Consider the following 16,076-nt stretch of genomic DNA (forward strand, 5'->3'; position numbering starts at 1 on the left):
ATGTATTTGCTTTTTTGATTCTCTAATAATTAAATTTTAGAGAACATAGCAAATAAATTTGGACTTGAAGAACATTGCTTAGCAATGTTCTTCAATAATCATCAATCCTGACTAAATATTAATAACTAGCAGCTAAAAATGAGCGAAAAATTATCCTTTATATGCTAGTTATTCGGCAGTTTAGCATTACCAAAACCACAAAGAAACCTATGTCTACATCTACCATATCTGTCAGCAATCACAGCATTACCAAATACATTCACGGTTACACAAAAGATGAGCAAGACCGCCTCATTAGACAAAGCAATTTTTTAGAGCCTTACATATATAGCAATGTTGATTTTTCTAATTGTCATCACATTATTGAAGTAGGTTGTGGAGTAGGAGCGCAAATAGAAGCTCTATTAAAACGTTGGCCAGATTTAAAAATTACTGGTGTTGATATTTCCCAAGCACAGATTAGTCGTGCTAGTGAATTTCTCAAGCCATATATTGAAGCAGGACGAGTATCTCTGCATGTTAGTCATGGCGGAGAACTGCCTTTACCTGATGAATCCTTTGATGGCGCATTGATTTGTTTTGTTCTGGAACATGCACACAATCCGCTAAATGTTCTCAAAGAGATAAAAAGGGTGATGAAATCAGGTAGTAGTCTTTATTGTACAGAAGCATTTAATGCGGGCGTATATACCTATCCTACTTGTCTAGCTTTTCAAACTTACTGGGAAATATTCAATCGCTATCAAAAAGAGTTAAATGGCGATCCAGATGCAGGAATAAAACTTTATAACTTGGCATTGAAGGCTGGTTTTTCTGAAGTTACTTCTGCCTATATTCCAATTTACTTGGATGACCGAATGAAAGATATTTCACGGCGGATAAATTTAATTGATTGGTTTGTTGAAGCTATATTGAGTGTAGCCCCAATCCTAATTGCTCAGGATAGAGTTACACCTTATTTAGTAGAAGAAATGACACAAGAATTATCCTGGCTAAAACATAACCAAGACACTGTGTTTATCTATCCATTCCAGCAAATAAAAGCTGTGAAGTGAGCAATACTTTGCAACAAGACTAGTAAACAATATTTAATTTAACTGAAAAAAGGACAAATCCAATGACCACATACAACGCTGAAATACAAAGTACCAACACAGGTACACAAGAACATTGCTCTGCCGATCCAGACCAATTATTAACTATTGGTCGTGCTATTAATCAACAAATCAGAGTGAAATTTGACGACACAAAATATGCAATTTATACAGTTAGAAACACTCCCCAAGAAACCCCAGATAATATTGTGCGTGTAACCCAAGAAGGAGGATCACGATTAGGACAGTCTAACTTTCCCTTCAACGTGACGATAGATTCCCAAGTAGTTAATACAACCTACAATGATGACGATGCACAAGAATCTAAAGAGTTTGTCGAAAGATTAACAGACAATGGAACTCACAAGAAACTAATAGCTATTGCTCCTCATGGTGGCCTAATTGAAATCAAGACTGACAAGCAAGCAGAACGAGTAGCTTCTCAACTAGCTAGTAAAGGTGTGTCTTGTTGGCTTTGTAAAGGTTGGGGTGATAGTACTATTGGAGCATACGATCGCTGGCACATTACATCTACTGATATTAATGAAGAATCATTTCCACTACTCAAGACCATTATTAATCGTGGATTTACTCACGCTGTAGCTTTTCATGGTTTTACGAAAAATAACATTCTCATTGGTGGTCGTGCTAGTGACCCACTCAAGCAACAAATTAAGACGGCAATTGAGAAGGCTATTGTCGGTTCTGGTATCAGTGTAGATATTGCTTCTGCAAAGAGTGGTTATGGCGGGGACACTCCTCAAAATATTGTTAATAGATTGTCTAATGGCAATGGTATTCAAATTGAGCAGTGTTCTGAAGCACGAAAACAATATTGGGAGAAAATAGCTGATGCCGTTGCTTCTGTTTACGAATCTTTAATTTAAGAGACTTTACGCACTGAAGTCTCAAACCCCGATCCCCCCTAACCACCCGATAAATTGGGGGGAAAAAGCCCCCTTTTTAAGCAGGGCTGATTCATTCCCCAAAGAGCTTTAAAAATCAAGGGTTCCAGCGATTAAAAATTAGTTATTTTGTTACTGGCGTGCCGATGAAACCAACTATTTTACTGATATTTCAGTGCTTAAATGTTCATCTCTTCGTCACGCTTACTTACAATTTTCTTGCTAACCATCTTGACAAATCCTGTTTGAAATGGAATGAAACAGCCCTGCCTTTTTAAGGGGGTTGGGGGATCTGAGTGCGTAAGTTCTATTTACAACAAGGGCTGGGGTTCTCTCCCTCACCGCCCCAATACCGTCAACAGTTAACACGATGAGCTTAATCTCTTATGTTTTCCGGAAATTAAGAGGTAATGTCAGAAAAACTAAATAAAATGACTCACTGAGTAACCAGGTCATGATCCACCACATAATTGGTAAATTATTACAAGGCCGTTACCAAATTGTCCAAAGCTTGGGAGCAGGGGTGTTTGGACAAACATACATTGCCCTAGATGTAGATTACCCAGACAATCCCAAATGCGTAGTTAAACAGATCAAAGTTAACAGTTTTGAATCTAACTACTTGGACACACTGAGGCTACTGTTTTTAACTGAAACTGAAACTCTCAAGCTTTTAGGAAGCCATCAGCAAATTCCTGAATTTATCGCCTGCTTTGAAGAAAACAAGCGATTTTATTTGGTGCAAGAATATATTGAAGGACATGCGCTAACTGCGGAATTACCCATCAGTCAAGAGTGGGGGTGTTTGTGGAGTGAAAGCGAAGTTGTAGAATTTTTATTAGATGTCTTAAGTATTCTAGAATTTGTTCATTCTCAAGGTGTTATTCATTGCGATATTAAACCAGAAAATTTAATTAGACGCGGTGTTGATGGCAAATTAGTTTTAATTGATTTTGGCTCAATCCAGTCGATTGATTTTGGCATAGGTGCGGAATTGCCTATTCATACAATTCCCGTCACTTCATTGGGGTACATACCACCAGAACAATTTATTGGTGAAACACAGCCCAATAGTGATATTTATGCTTTGGGAATGATTGCTATCCAGGCTTTAACAGGACTAGAACCACTACAATTAAAGGCTGATCCTCATACTAATGAGATTATTTGGCGTTCTCCAAACACGCCAGTTAATGATTATTTAGCGGCTGTTCTCAGCCAAATGATCCGCTACGATTACCAAAACCGCTTTCAGTCTGCGGGTGAAGTTCTGCGGGTTCTCAAACAAATGATCTGGGAACCTCAGCCAGCAGATGATAAATTTTCTTTAGAAACGACGATTGAAGATGATAATTTTAATAATCCTGCTTCTAGAAAATTATCGCCGTTATTCACAGGAATGAAAATAGGGCTAGCAGCTAATTCTTTGTTGATGGGATTTGGTGTATATTCTTTAATTAATAGTTCACCTGCGTACTCAGAAACAGAAACTTTATCTCAAGCAACAAAAGAATATCAAGCGGGGGATTTACAAGAGGCACTGGCACTAGTTAAATCTATTCCCTCCCACAGCAATATTTATCCAGAAGCTCAAGCCACAATCGAAGAATGGCAAGAACAATGGCAACTAGCTGCACAACAATACCAAATAGCTTTAGCAGCTTCTTATGAAAGTAGATGGTCAGATGTTCTTGATGCGGTTCGTCAAATTCCAGATATTTTATACTGGCAATCTAAAACAGATAAATTAGTTAAACAAGCATACATCAATATTGAAGCACAAACCCAAGATTTATTAGCTAAAGCTTACGAAAGTGCCAACATAAAAGATTTTTCTATGGCATTACAATATTTGCGCCAAATTCCTAAAGAAAGTTCTGCTGGCGCTATAGTTCAAGACAAATTGGCTGAATATAATCGCAAGCGGCAAATCAGAGCAGCTTACTTTTTAAATAAAGCTTACCATCAAGCATCTATTGGTAATTTTAGTAGGGCTGTAAAGTTCCTGAAAAATATTCCCAAAGATACTTTAGTTTACGCTGAAGCTCAAGTTAAATTGAATGAGTATACTCGAAAGCAACGTGTGCTGGCTGAACATCAAAGGGTAGCTTCTGCAAAAAGAACAAATTCATCTTTCCCTAAAAACATTCTAATTCTGAATTCTGTTAGCGCAGCGGGGCGTAGCCCATTCTGACTCCTGAATTCTGCTACATCATGTCCGGTTGAATTTATCGGATCGGTAGCTCAATGATAAACTCTAGACCTTCACCTGGTTTGGAATGGTATGTGAGCTTGCCGTGATGATTATTCACCACAATTTGATAAGCAATAGATAGACCAAGCCCTGTTCCTTTACCAATGGGTTTTGTTGTGTAAAAGGCATCGAATATTTTTGTTTCATCTGTTTTGCTGATACCTGAGCCATTGTCGGCAATTCTTAAAATAACTTGCTCTGCAATTACCTCTGTTTTGATTTTAATCACACCAGGATATTGAGCAATTTGTTTAAAGTTTTTATTTTTATGTGTTTCTTCAATTGCATCGATCGCATTAGAAATTAAATTCATAAAAACCTGATTAATTTCGCCAGGAAAACACTCAATGGGAGGCAAGTTTCCATATTCTTTAATTATTTGGATGGCTGGGCGATCGGCGTTTGCTTTAAACCGATGTCCGAGAATGAGTAGAGTACTTTCTATACCTTCATGCAAGTTAGCTAGTTTCTTACCAGCTTCTCTATGCCGTGAGAAGTTGTTCAAAGATGAGACAATTTCTATAACGCGATTTGTTCCGACTTGCATGGATTGAATGATTTTAAATAAATCATTTAGCAAAAATTCGATTTCGCTTTTTTGAATTGCCGTTTTAATTTCCTCTGGTGGTTCTGGCAGATATTTTTGATAGAGATGCAGTAAACTAACTATCTCCTGTACATACTTTTCCACAAAATTTAAGTTGCCAGCTATAAAATTGATGGGATTATTAACTTCATGAGCAATTCCTGCTGTCAGCTGACCTAAAGCTGCTACCTTTTCTGCTTGAATCAGTTGAGTTTGAGTCTGTTGTAATTCGGCATTTTTAGCGATTAAGGTTTTCGTCAAATTTCTCAGCTTGAGGTGATTTTCGATCCGCACCAAGACTTCTTCATACTGAAAAGGTTTGGTAATGTAGTCTACAGCTCCCAATTGCAAACCTTTGATTTTATCAGCAGTTTTTGCAAGACCTGTCATAAAAATCACCGGAATATCTTGGAAACGAGGATTACTTTTTAGCTGTTTACAGATTTCAAAACCATCTAAACCAGCCATCATTATATCCAGCAAGATTAAATCAGGTAAATCATCATTTTCTAATAGCCCAAGGGCTTTCTCACCGCTGCCTGCTGCCCAAACTTCAAACCCACATCGATCCAGAAAGCTGGATAAAACTTGTAAATTTGCAAGGTTATCCTCAACGACTAAAACAATTCCCCTGGAAGGAGTGTAACCCTGCGAATTTTTTTGGTCTCCAATAGTCGTTTTCATACTGTTCCCACCGCATATTGAGTCAAGAAACTGAAGATTAAATCTTCATCAAATTGCCTTGCTAGTTGGCGTAGTTAGCGAGCAAATAACGCGGAGGTTGTGTCTGTTTCTTCTAACCGAGAAGCCCAATCTTTAACGATGGAGTCTGGCTTGAGGGCGATCGCTTTTTGTAAACCTTCTTGACCGTTGCTGGCTTCAACTACATAAAGACTCACTGGTTGCAGTAAGTTTGTAATCACTGTGCAATTCTACCAGCGATCGTCAACCATCAGGATAGCGTAAAGGCTACCCTCAAAACCAATGATTTGTTTATCCGATGCAGCCATTGCAGACTTTACACCAGAAGCTAATCCCCTGACCAATTTGACTTTTCCTCATGTCCCGCTATCAGTCCTAGCTAAGGGACTTCCAAAAAATAAATTATCCCAAATTATTTGTACATTTGTAGGGGCGCATAGCTATGCGCCCCTACGACGGGATGTTGTTTTAACTGGAAGTCCCTAAGGTGTCGTCTGCGGTGGATTTGTGGGATTAGCAATTGGGGTAATTGGCACAATTGTAGGCTTTGGTTTTTCGTTTTGTAGTTGAATTTGGGCTTGGTCGCGGGCGTTTATTGCTTGGTGGTAATCAGGCTTATATTTTATTGCTCGGTTATAAGAAATAATTGCATCTTGATAGCGTTGCAAATTTAATAGAGCATTGCCTCTACTATACCAGCTTTCGTAATGGTCTGGTTTATAACGAACTGCTCTATCATAAGATGCGATCGCATCTTCATATTTTTGCAAAATGAATTGCGAATTCCCCAAGTTATACCAAAGTTGATAATCGTTTTTCTTAAAATTTGCGGCTTTATTATACGATTCTATTGCTGCTTCATAACGTTGGCTTTGATGCATTGACCAGCCCATATTATACCATGCTTGATAATTACTGGAGTTATATTTAATTACTTGATTAAAAGATTCAATTGCTTCGGGGTAACGTTGTAAATTCATGAGTATATTACCTCTAGACAACCAAGCTTGATAAAAATTTGGCTTGTATTGTACTGCTTTGTCATAAGCTGTAAACGCATCTTTATAGCGTTGTAAATTGACTAGGGCGTTCGCCGAATTGTACCAAGCTGACACGTAGTCTGGTTTGAATTCAACGGCTTTTTCATAAGCTGCGATCGCGTCACTATATCGTTTTAAATTCTGGAAAGCTAATCCTTTTTTATACCAAGCTTCAAAATCATCTCCTTTAAATTCAATCGCTTTTTCATAAGATGCAATTGCTTGGTCATATTGCCTTAAATTACTGAAAGCATCTCCTTTGGCATTCCAAACTTGGGAATTTTGATTATTTAATTCTAAGGCTTTGTTAAAAGAAGCGATCGCTTCTTGATATCGCTCTAAATTATCCAATACCAAACCTCGTCCAATCCAAGCTTCTAAATAATCAGGCTTGATTTGAATTGCTTTGTCATAGGCCGCTAAAGCATCTTTATATTTTTTCAATTGAGAAAGCGTTTTACCTTGACCATTCCATCCTTGAGCATAATCTGGTCTAATATTAACTGCTTTTTCATATACTGCTAACGCTTCTTGATAACGTTGCAAATCAAAAAGCGTATTTCCTTGTTTAGATAATTCTTTAGCATTCTTAGAATTAACGTGATTTAAAATCAATATTGATGCTATTCCACTCACACCAATCAAAAATATTGCCAACAACAATTTACCCAATATGCCTTTTTTGGGTTGAGCATTTTTTATCTTATTTGGTGGTGAAATAGGAGTCAAAGCTATTGTTTCAGCGGGTGGCTGTGTTAACTCTTGCAGCGCTTTTAATGCTACTGTTGCTGAAGGGTAACGTTGTCGAAAATCATAGCACACCATTCTATCTAAAAGTTGAGCAAATTCTGGTGTGACTGTGGTTTTATTCTGCCAGATAATTTCATTAGTATCCGGATCTTTGACTATTTCTTCAGGAGATAATCCAGTGAGGGCTTGAATAGCAATTATCCCCGTAGCATAGATATCACTGCTTAATTTTGGCGTACCATGAGCTTGTTCGCCAGGAATATATCCAGGTGTACCGATCGCAACAGTACATTGAGTTGTACCTTGGGGAGTAATAACTTGGGTAGCAATTTGTTTAACTGCCCCAAAATCAATTAAGATTAACTTGCCATCAGCAGCACGTCTGAGAATATTTCGCGGATTGACATCACGATGAATTACATTTTGTTGATGGACAAATTCTAAGATTGTCAAAATTTCTTGTAGAAGTGAAATTACCTCGTCTTGACTCCAGGTTTTCCCTGCTATTAATTCTTCACTGAGATCGTGACCTTCAATCAATTCCTGTACGAGATAAAACTCGGCGTTTTCTTCAAAATAAGCTAAAAGTTGGGGAATGCGATCGTGAGTGCCTAATTTATACAAAACTTGAGCTTCTGTATCAAATAAACGCCTCGCAGTTTCCAAAGTTACTGGATCATTTGCTTGGGGCTTGAGTTTCTTAACCACACATTGAGGCGTACCAGGTAATTGAGTATCATAAGCAACAAAAGTTTCGCCAAAACCCCCACCTCCCAAGTTACTAATAATTTGGTATCTTCCAACAAGTGTGTTTCCCAGCATCTCGTTTGCCCAGTATAAGTGCGATGCGATCTGATTTCGATTCTGCCACAGGTTAAGGGGGAGTGGAGAGATGAGGGGGATGAGGGGGATGAGGGGGATGAGGGAGATGAGGGAGATGAGGGAGACGCGGCGACGCGGCGACGCAAAGAAAAACCAATGACTAATGACTAATGACCAATGACTAATGACTAATGACCAATGACTAATGACTAATAACAAATGACAAATTTATGATTCCTATTAGTGATAATATTCGTTGTTGGAATAAGCCGATAGTTAATTATTGGCTAATTGGCATTAATATTGCCGTATTTTTATGGGAACTGAAGCTAGAGTTTAGCAACGAATTGGGCTATTTTGTTAATAGTTGGGGGGTGATTCCTGCCCAGATTAGCGGGGCGATTACAAATGCTATTTTTTTGAATTTTGCTGCTTGGATAGTTGTGCTTTGGCGTCTATTTTCGCTAATTGTTGGAATATTTTTGCACGGAAGTTTTAGTCAAATCTTGGGAAATCTGCTATTTTTATGGGTTTTTGGTAAGACTGTAGAAAATATTCTCGGACATAAACGCTATCTGGGATTGTACTTGGCGGCTGGTGTTGTGACGGGTGTGGCACAAATTCTGGCTCAACCGAGTTTGACAGTACCATTGATTGGGGCTAATGGGGCGATCGCAGCTGTTTTAGGAGCCTATATCATCAAGTTTCCTCAAGTCAAAATTTACTCAGTTTTGCCGCTAATAATTTTGTATATCCCCCTTGAAGTTCCAGCCTTTTTCTATGTATTTTGGTGGTTTGTTCAACAGCTATTTTATGGTATTGGTAGTTTAAATATTCCCCCCTTTGGTGTAAATCAATCTGGCGTTATTTACTGGGGTCAGGTTGTAGGATTACTTTTTGGTGCAGGTTTCATGCGATTTAGAACCTTTGTCAGGTGACTCGATTTTAGATTTTAGATTTACCAATTGAATAATTTATTTGTTGGGCTTCTCTTACTCAATCCAAAATCCAAAATTTAAAATCTAAAATTCAGAGATATGAAGATTGTAGGTTTCACAAATTCAATAAAATTGCTATATGTCTTTTGGCTGAAATTCCTCAGCTAGTCTCGCTGAAAAAAGTATACAGCCAGCGACCATAATCATTACTGGGAGAGGATTTCACAATTTTTAATTTTAAATTGTTTCTGTGTCTTTTGATAGATTGTATTTTTTAACTGAAAAATTCATACTCATCAAACTAGGGGATGCCTACTCTTCAAGGCGGTATTGTTGAATTATGAGCGGTGTGCAAGATGCCAAATCTTAATATAATGCATGGGAAAAAAGTTCAAGCCGAAAGTCTTGGAAAAGAATCGAATCCAACTGTCACCACCAACTTACCGCTTTTAGTCACAAATCAGCAGTTTGGATATGAGGAAAATGAGTCTTTAATTTCTGAGTCTGATACCCCATTCCCCAGGGATACTCAAGTTTTGGTGGTGGACGATGAACCAGATATTCGTGATTTAGTAACCTTTATTTTGCAAGATTATGGTGTAGAAGTAACCGCTGTAGCATCAGCACAAGATGCATTACAAGCACTGTCTGAGTCGATACCGGATGTTTTGATCAGTGATATTGGAATGCCAAAGACAGATGGTTATATGCTGATGCGTGAGGTGAGAAAGCGATCGCCCCAACAAGGAGGACACGTACCAGCGATCGCTCTCACGGCTTATGCTGGGGAAATCAATCAGCAGCAAGCACTAGCAGCAGGGTTTCAGATGCATATCCCCAAACCAATAGATCCAGATGAATTAGTCAAGGCGATCGTTGGTTTAATTAACGCAAGCTGATACTATGTCCTACGTCTGCTGCTTTACTGCTAGACTCTGGATAGTCCCTATGCTTTCAAAAATTATGGTATCTGTTGAGCAGATCATGAAACAAGCTTTAGCTTTGCCCAGTGCATCAAGAGCATTGTTGGTAGAGAAGCTGGTTGAAAGTCTTGAGTTTGATGTAGATGAAACACTTCAAATGCTGTGGACAGATGCAGCCAAGAAGCGCAGAGATGAAGTCCGGAGTGGTGCAGTTAAACCAATTCCAGGAGAGGAAGCTTTAGCTAGGGCTAGACAACTCCTAGAGTGATGAAATACGTCTTTCACCCAGCAGCATTGACTGAATATAGTGAAGCCGTAGAGTTTTACGCAGAACGTCGGGTTGAATTAGCACAGGCCTTTGTCAATTCCATTGAGGATGCTATTTTCCGAATCACTCAGTCGCCGACTCGCTGGGTTGTTGTTGAAGAAGACATTCGTCGATGTCTGACGCGCAAATTTCCATATGGAATTTTATACACTATTGAGGAAGATTACGTTTTGATTTTGGCAGTGATGCACTGTAGCCGCGAACCTGGATACTGGAAAGAGCGTGTTACAGAAAAACCATCTGATGGATAAACTGAACTGCTGCTTTCCTGCTAGACTCTGGATGTCCCTACACTTTCAAAAATTGACAAATAATCAGCCACCCTATAGCCACCACTCTTAACATGAGCCAACATCAATTCATCCCGTTGATGCCAAACTGCAAATATTTTTTCCCTACCATCATTTAGGGTTGCTGAATCCATTTGATAAACTTCATTTACTCGCTTCAGCTTCAAACCTAACAAATTTAACAATCGGCTGAGTAATTTAATTCCCCAAAGTTGTTCTTTCTCTCCAACCAAATTAATACCAAGCACTCTTTTAATATGCTTACTATGCTGCAAAGCAACATTTTTCAGTAATATTAAATCAGCATCTTTTTCCGTAAATTCTCGTCCGATTTCCAAAAATTGCAGCATTCCCAACGCTCTCATTGCCTCAACTTTGAGAGTGTAAGTCTTTAAATCTGGGAGAAAAACTTTCCCTTCACCCCAAGATAATTGCTGATGCCATTCTTGCTGGTCTCTAATGTGAAAATACTCGCTTTCATGAGTTAGATAATAGTGAATTAATAATTGAGCATAATATCCTTGATCGTCCTGCAATTTCAGCCCCGGAGTAATTTCTGTACCATATTTCTGTCTGAGAAGATATTTGTTAATTTGGTTGCGTTCTTCATCAGTCAAAGAATGTTTAACTAATAACTGCTCATATTCTACATAATCGATATCTTTAGCCTTAGCTACCGCCGTCGCCACTGCTAATTGATTTTGTTGTTTAATTTCTTTGATTTTGCGTTTAATGTCTTTAGCTTTTTGACGGCTTTGCACCCAATCTTTTTGGACTTTGACAATTTCTAAAATTAACCTCCTGCGGGTTGCTAAATCATTGGGATCGCTCGCCAAAAAAGCAAGGCGTAAATCTCGAATAATATTATTGTGAACTGCATTACTCCGCAGCTGAATTACATGTCCATCAGCAATTAAGCCATCTTGCATCGATTGACGATAGAGGCGAATCGATGCATTTACCCTTGCAGATAACTTTGCCCAAGTTCGCAAATGAATTGGGTCATGAACTAAAGGTAAATCCACGTCTATTTTATGTAATGGACTGAGCAAAGCTAAATTTTCTTTTTGATTTTCCTGATACCAATCAGATAGCAAACGATAATTTGTACTACCGCTACCAATTAAACCAATACCTCGCTTAGCGCACCAGACAACACGCGGCACATCATCCCGCACTCTTGCTAATGCTTGTCGCGCTTCTGAGTCAGGAATTACCCCTTGAAAAATGCCATAAACTCGGTCGAAATGTTGAACATCAATACTAATTCCTGTACCAAGACTAGGGGTAACAAAAACACCGTCATATTCAGATATTTTTTGATTAATAGCTGCAATAAAATCAACCGCTGCATGACCAGGTGTGTTTGTAGTGTGACTGCTAACTACCAGAGTTTGAGGAAACTGTCGTCTTAATTTTTGTAAACGCTCTTTCAAATAACGTTCAATGGTTTCACAACTGTAACGCCCAGCGCGACTATCAGTAGTAACGTAACATTTACGTCCGGCAAGTAAATCTAATTCTAGTTGATGAATTAGCGGTGTTGGATTCGGCGAATCATAAAAAGTAACGTCCCAACCTTGCTGGGGTTTCCATTCGTTAAGAACTACCCAAGGTGTTAATTTAATTCCTGCCAATCCCTGTAAATATTCCAGTGAGACATCCGATAAATCAGCATCTTGGGCAATTACTAATCCTCCAGTTGTTAAAACTGTAGCGATTAGTTCTTGGAAGAATTTTAAGATTTTTACACGTTTGTGTTTACAAGTATTACTGTTTAATAAATGCCACAAAGATTGTTCCACTTCATCCAAAATTACTATTGCCCCATGCCAATCTTCAGGGTTCAATTTCCAAATCGAATCAACGCATAAACCGAAAGATTTGGGAATGGGGTACTGGGTACTGGGTACTGGGTACTGGGTACTGGGAAAACTCTTCCCTATTCCCCACTCCCCATTCCCTATTCCCCATTGAATCCCAATTTTTTCACACAGAAATCGTCCTAGTAGGATTCTATGAGTAATTAATAAAACAGGTTGATTTCTATTTTTTGCTTGCTGGACAACGCTTTGTAATCCTGTGGTTTTACCTGTTCCTTTTGCTGATTTAACTCCTACTAATCCAGAGGTGGGGAAAGGAATTTCACCTATGTAAGGACGGTTCAAAGTTAGGGCAGCAGGAATGCTTAACTCGGTGTGGGGTTTGGTTTGGGCAAGGTAAATTTCTAAATCAAGACTTTGGCGATAAAGTTTATCGAAATCAGTTGCACCTTTGGCAACAATAAAATCATCAACGCCTTTTTCTCTTCCTGGAAGTTCAATAACTTTAACAGAGCAATTTTTTTGCTGGAATAAACAACCAAGTTGGGAAATGGCATTATTAATAGCTGCAATTTTCTTGGGTTGAGTTTCAAAATCAAAGCAAATATAAAAGCGACGCTTTGTCATCGCAAACAGTGCTAAGTCGGGAATCAATTGACGACGGGTGACTTTACCAAACTCATCTTTGACAACCCGATAACCACTGGTAATTCCAGGAACGCCAATAGCTGCATATCCTTGTGTCAACAGCGTCGCTGCTTTCTTCACACCCTCGCAGATGATGAGGGAAATATTCTTTTCCATCACCCATTGCCAAAAACCCTTAGCTTCGCCATCGGGGGTAATGGTGATATCATCGGGCATGACTAAATTGTAACGCCCTGCAACTTGCTGCCAGATTTGCAGTGTTACCCGCAAACAAAACACCCGCGTTGCTGTGCTGGGGGGATGTTCGTATTTAATAGATTTGCCATTGTTATTTTGTCGGGGTTGGTTTGGCTTAAAGCACCCCCATTCCATGATTTGCCAATTATTCAAGGGGTCTAGTCCAGAACACCACCAACCACCTTCAGTAATATGAGCATAACGCTGCAACCAACTACTTTTCAGCATTCCAGTGTTGGTACGCGGAAGTAGCTCAGAAATCAACAAATACTCATAAGCAGTTACACCTTGGAGCGATCGAAAATTAAGTTGCACTAAGTGTAAGTCTATACCACTACTCTTGACTAATTCTTCAAGGTTTTGGGGATGTAAATAGTGCAGATGCATAGGAAAAGGCGCGAAGGCAAGACATGAGATTAAAACATTAACATGCATTTCCTAGTTTCTTATAAGTAAGATTGCGAAGCTTTTATGATGCTTTTTTAACTGCGTTGTGGGAGACACATCGGTTAGGGCTTGAGTGGGTTATTCTGCCTAGTAGATCCCCGAAGTAATAATTTTGTATTGTGATATTTGTTTGCGATAAATTTTTATTTATCAGTAAATTTTTCCATTAAGGAATGCGATCGCCATTAGCTATCAAGGACTTCCAAGAAATAAAATCAGGAGTGAGTAGGAATGATAATCATTGATTATCATTCCTCTAAGAATTTAAAATCGAAAATTTGCTCAGGAATATTGTTGTTTAATTTGCTAGCCAGAAAGCAACGTTATGCACATAGGTTTTGATATCTTCCAAAGCGTGTGGCTCTTTCTTCATGCCATCTCCTGGTGCTTCATCTACAAAAGTGGGACAGCCTTTTTCAATGTCCCAGTTGTAATCTACTAGATGGTGGAAGCTGGAATTAGCTACTGCTCGTCCTAATATATTTCCTTGTGGATCTTGATGATGCTCGATCGCTACAACAAGATTGAACTCACGATCGGTAACTAAACTTTTTCCTAAGGCAATTACCCGCGCATTAGCATTGCTCAAAGGCGCACCAATCCCGCCTTCGTGGGGATGCGCTGGAAAAAATTCGATATGTCCCAAAGGTGAATTTGGATTTTTTAAAAGTTCGTGAATTGGTTCAACAATGGTAATTTTTTGATAATCACCGTTAGCCCCAGAATGATAGTTAGGCCAGGAAATATAACTTGTGTATGAGTCATCTCGGCTCCAGCGAGATTCATCGGGATCGGGGTTTTTTGTGTTGAAATAGTGGACATCACCAATGTCAATTAAACCACACATTGAACAGCCCATATCTTGATGATCCCGTGTTGTCAGAATACCACCGCCGCGTTGCCGAAAAGCATTAATTCCAGCAATATCTTTTTCGGTTAAACCATCACCCACATCTAAAGCAAATAGCCAAAGTTCATCAAAATCTGATTTGTCTAGAGTACTTAATACTGGGTCACCATCTACTGCATTTGACTCGTAATCGCGTCCTGTAACTTCAAATAAAGAATTTCCCGTTTCATCTTTAATTGATGCTAAGTAATCTTGCAACATCGAGAAACGAAAAATGCTCCAATCATCTTCAGTCTTAGGAATCGTAGTCTGCAAAAGAATACGAATTGGTTTTGCCATAACCTCTGCCAGACGAACACCACAATAGAGTATAGCGATCGCTTTGCACTAATGCTTAAATAATTCCTAAACATCTCTCCCAAGTATGAAATAAATTCACAACTCTCGGTAGTAGCACCAGCAGTTCAGAATACCTAAGCTAGATAAAGCTAATTCATTATCGACTCAACCACTATAGATCCTCTGTAGCGCTTGCTGGGGATTCCTGCCTGTCTTCGGTAGCTTCAATTCAACGTTCCTTAGCACAGCAACAGACGCAAAAGAGATATGAAAGCAGAGCAACTCATGGAAAATTATGCCGCAGGCATAAGAGATTTTACTGGTATCAACTTGAGTGAGGCCAACCTCAGGGAAGCTAACCTCAGGGGCGCAATTCTAGATAAAGCTATTCTCGATGGAGCTAATTTGAGTCACGCTAATTTAACGCAAACTAGTTTGATTGGGGCAGACTTGAATGGAGCAGATTTAAGTAACGCCAACCTCAGTGGTAGCAACTTAACTGGAGCTATTTTAGATGGAGCTATCTTGGATGGAGCTAATTTGGATGGAGCTAATTTGAGTCACGCTGATTTGACAGTTGCCAAGCTGATTGAAACTAACTTAACTGACGCGGGTTTACAGCAAGCAAGCTTAATTGCGGCAAATTTAAATGGAGCTGATTTGAGTGGCGCAGATTTAACTGTAGCCGACTTGTCCCAAGCAAATCTTACTGAAGCAGATTTAAACCAGGCAAATTTAAGCGGAGCAAATTTAGAGGGAGCCAATATAGAAGGAACAATTTTGGATGAGAATGTCTAAAAGGGAGTGGGGCATGGGGCATTGGGCATGAGAAGAGGACAAGGGGGACAAGGGGGACATGGTAGCAATTTTTCTCCCAAGTCTCCCAAGTCTCCCAAGTCTGCCCCCTCTCCCTCATCCCCCTCATCCCCCTCATCCCCCTCATCTCCCAGGGCTGATTCATTCCCCAAAGAGCTTTAAAAATCAAGGGTTCCAGCGATTAAAAATTAGTTATTTTGTTACTGGCGTGCCGATGAAACCAACTATTTTACTGATATTTCAGTGCTTAAATGTTCATCTCTTCGTCACGCTTACTTACAATT

The 16,076-nt window shown here is 39.2% G+C and carries 14 protein-coding genes; 9 read left to right on the top strand and 5 right to left on the bottom strand.

The features are described from left to right. Positions 1 to 209 precede the first annotated feature (209 nt). From IQ276_RS22580 to IQ276_RS22590, 3 genes are all read left to right on the top strand, one after another. The gene (locus IQ276_RS22580) at positions 210 to 1,055 is read left to right on the top strand and encodes a class I SAM-dependent methyltransferase (protein WP_193913725.1); all 846 of its coding nucleotides are present in this window, start codon (positions 210 to 212) and stop codon (positions 1,053 to 1,055) included. 62 nt (positions 1,056 to 1,117) lie between these two features. Further along, positions 1,118 to 1,981: a poly-gamma-glutamate hydrolase family protein gene (locus tag IQ276_RS22585; RefSeq protein ID WP_193913727.1), complete on the top strand. Its 864-nt coding sequence runs from the start codon at positions 1,118 to 1,120 to the stop codon at positions 1,979 to 1,981. A gap of 472 nt (positions 1,982 to 2,453) precedes the next feature. After that, positions 2,454 to 4,193, top strand: coding sequence for a serine/threonine-protein kinase (locus IQ276_RS22590; protein ID WP_193913729.1), 1,740 nt, complete (start codon positions 2,454 to 2,456; stop codon positions 4,191 to 4,193). A 34-nt stretch (positions 4,194 to 4,227) separates the two neighbouring features. On the opposite strand, the gene IQ276_RS22595 is transcribed toward IQ276_RS22590, so the two are convergent. The 3 genes from IQ276_RS22595 to IQ276_RS22605 all read right to left on the bottom strand — a co-directional run bounded on the left by IQ276_RS22595 (position 4,228) and on the right by IQ276_RS22605 (position 8,153). Then, positions 4,228 to 5,523 (bottom strand): hybrid sensor histidine kinase/response regulator, encoded by a 1,296-nt coding sequence (locus IQ276_RS22595; protein WP_193913731.1) that lies wholly within the window; start codon positions 5,521 to 5,523, stop codon positions 4,228 to 4,230. Between the two features lie 74 nt (positions 5,524 to 5,597). After that, positions 5,598 to 5,762, bottom strand: coding sequence for a response regulator (locus tag IQ276_RS22600; RefSeq protein WP_193913733.1), 165 nt, complete (start codon positions 5,760 to 5,762; stop codon positions 5,598 to 5,600). 261 nt (positions 5,763 to 6,023) lie between these two features. Further along, on the bottom strand, positions 6,024 to 8,153 hold the full coding sequence (locus IQ276_RS22605; RefSeq protein ID WP_193913735.1) for a serine/threonine-protein kinase: 2,130 nt from the start codon (positions 8,151 to 8,153) through the stop codon (positions 6,024 to 6,026). An 18-nt stretch (positions 8,154 to 8,171) separates the two neighbouring features. Between IQ276_RS22605 and IQ276_RS22610 the strand changes: the two genes are divergently transcribed. The 5 genes from IQ276_RS22610 to IQ276_RS22630 all read left to right on the top strand — a co-directional run bounded on the left by IQ276_RS22610 (position 8,172) and on the right by IQ276_RS22630 (position 10,593). Further along, positions 8,172 to 8,324, top strand: a complete 153-nt coding sequence (locus tag IQ276_RS22610; RefSeq protein WP_235115884.1) for a hypothetical protein — start codon at positions 8,172 to 8,174, stop codon at positions 8,322 to 8,324. A gap of 59 nt (positions 8,325 to 8,383) precedes the next feature. Then, positions 8,384 to 9,091 carry a rhomboid family intramembrane serine protease gene (locus IQ276_RS22615; RefSeq protein ID WP_193920453.1) on the top strand — a complete coding sequence of 236 codons (708 nt, stop codon included), beginning with the start codon at positions 8,384 to 8,386 and terminating at the stop codon, positions 9,089 to 9,091. Positions 9,092 to 9,447: 356 nt separating this feature from the next. Beyond that, positions 9,448 to 9,990: a response regulator gene (locus IQ276_RS22620; RefSeq protein ID WP_193920455.1), complete on the top strand. Its 543-nt coding sequence runs from the start codon at positions 9,448 to 9,450 to the stop codon at positions 9,988 to 9,990. 64 nt (positions 9,991 to 10,054) lie between these two features. Further along, on the top strand, positions 10,055 to 10,282 hold the full coding sequence (locus tag IQ276_RS22625; RefSeq protein WP_190883280.1) for an addiction module protein: 228 nt from the start codon (positions 10,055 to 10,057) through the stop codon (positions 10,280 to 10,282). Further along, on the top strand, positions 10,282 to 10,593 hold the full coding sequence (locus IQ276_RS22630) for a type II toxin-antitoxin system RelE/ParE family toxin (protein ID WP_193920457.1): 312 nt from the start codon (positions 10,282 to 10,284) through the stop codon (positions 10,591 to 10,593). The genes IQ276_RS22625 and IQ276_RS22630 overlap by 1 nt, the downstream gene beginning before the upstream one ends. A 20-nt stretch (positions 10,594 to 10,613) precedes the next feature. On the opposite strand, the gene IQ276_RS22635 is transcribed toward IQ276_RS22630, so the two are convergent. Both IQ276_RS22635 and IQ276_RS22640 read right to left on the bottom strand, forming a co-directional pair. Further along, on the bottom strand, positions 10,614 to 13,727 hold the full coding sequence (locus IQ276_RS22635; protein ID WP_193920459.1) for a plasmid replication protein, CyRepA1 family: 3,114 nt from the start codon (positions 13,725 to 13,727) through the stop codon (positions 10,614 to 10,616). A 358-nt stretch (positions 13,728 to 14,085) separates the two neighbouring features. After that, complete coding sequence (locus IQ276_RS22640) at positions 14,086 to 14,976, bottom strand: hypothetical protein (RefSeq protein WP_193920461.1); 891 nt, start codon at positions 14,974 to 14,976, stop codon at positions 14,086 to 14,088. A gap of 267 nt (positions 14,977 to 15,243) precedes the next feature. Between IQ276_RS22640 and IQ276_RS22645 the strand changes: the two genes are divergently transcribed. Then, positions 15,244 to 15,774: a pentapeptide repeat-containing protein gene (locus tag IQ276_RS22645; RefSeq protein ID WP_190883277.1), complete on the top strand. Its 531-nt coding sequence runs from the start codon at positions 15,244 to 15,246 to the stop codon at positions 15,772 to 15,774. The last annotated feature ends 302 nt before the right edge of the window (positions 15,775 to 16,076 follow it).

It is taken from the genome of Desmonostoc muscorum LEGE 12446 (genome assembly GCF_015207005.2).
Classification (GTDB): Bacteria; Cyanobacteriota; Cyanobacteriia; order Cyanobacteriales; family Nostocaceae; genus Nostoc; species Nostoc muscorum.

What these genes read in the sequence shown, in the direction of transcription:
- IQ276_RS22640 (WP_193920461.1), bottom strand. Translation starts at nt 14,976, where the DNA reads ATGGCAAAACCAATTCGTATTCTTTTGCAGACTACGATTCCTAAGACT.
- IQ276_RS22590 (WP_193913729.1), top strand. Translation starts at nt 2,454, where the DNA reads ATGATCCACCACATAATTGGTAAATTATTACAAGGCCGTTACCAAATT.
- IQ276_RS22595 (WP_193913731.1), bottom strand. Translation starts at nt 5,523, where the DNA reads ATGAAAACGACTATTGGAGACCAAAAAAATTCGCAGGGTTACACTCCT.
- IQ276_RS22645 (WP_190883277.1), top strand. Translation starts at nt 15,244, where the DNA reads ATGAAAGCAGAGCAACTCATGGAAAATTATGCCGCAGGCATAAGAGAT.
- IQ276_RS22625 (WP_190883280.1), top strand. Translation starts at nt 10,055, where the DNA reads ATGGTATCTGTTGAGCAGATCATGAAACAAGCTTTAGCTTTGCCCAGT.
- IQ276_RS22605 (WP_193913735.1), bottom strand. Translation starts at nt 8,153, where the DNA reads ATGCTGGGAAACACACTTGTTGGAAGATACCAAATTATTAGTAACTTG.
- IQ276_RS22585 (WP_193913727.1), top strand. Translation starts at nt 1,118, where the DNA reads ATGACCACATACAACGCTGAAATACAAAGTACCAACACAGGTACACAA.
- IQ276_RS22630 (WP_193920457.1), top strand. Translation starts at nt 10,282, where the DNA reads ATGAAATACGTCTTTCACCCAGCAGCATTGACTGAATATAGTGAAGCC.
- IQ276_RS22620 (WP_193920455.1), top strand. Translation starts at nt 9,448, where the DNA reads ATGCCAAATCTTAATATAATGCATGGGAAAAAAGTTCAAGCCGAAAGT.
- IQ276_RS22615 (WP_193920453.1), top strand. Translation starts at nt 8,384, where the DNA reads ATGATTCCTATTAGTGATAATATTCGTTGTTGGAATAAGCCGATAGTT.
- IQ276_RS22635 (WP_193920459.1), bottom strand. Translation starts at nt 13,727, where the DNA reads ATGCATCTGCACTATTTACATCCCCAAAACCTTGAAGAATTAGTCAAG.
- IQ276_RS22580 (WP_193913725.1), top strand. Translation starts at nt 210, where the DNA reads ATGTCTACATCTACCATATCTGTCAGCAATCACAGCATTACCAAATAC.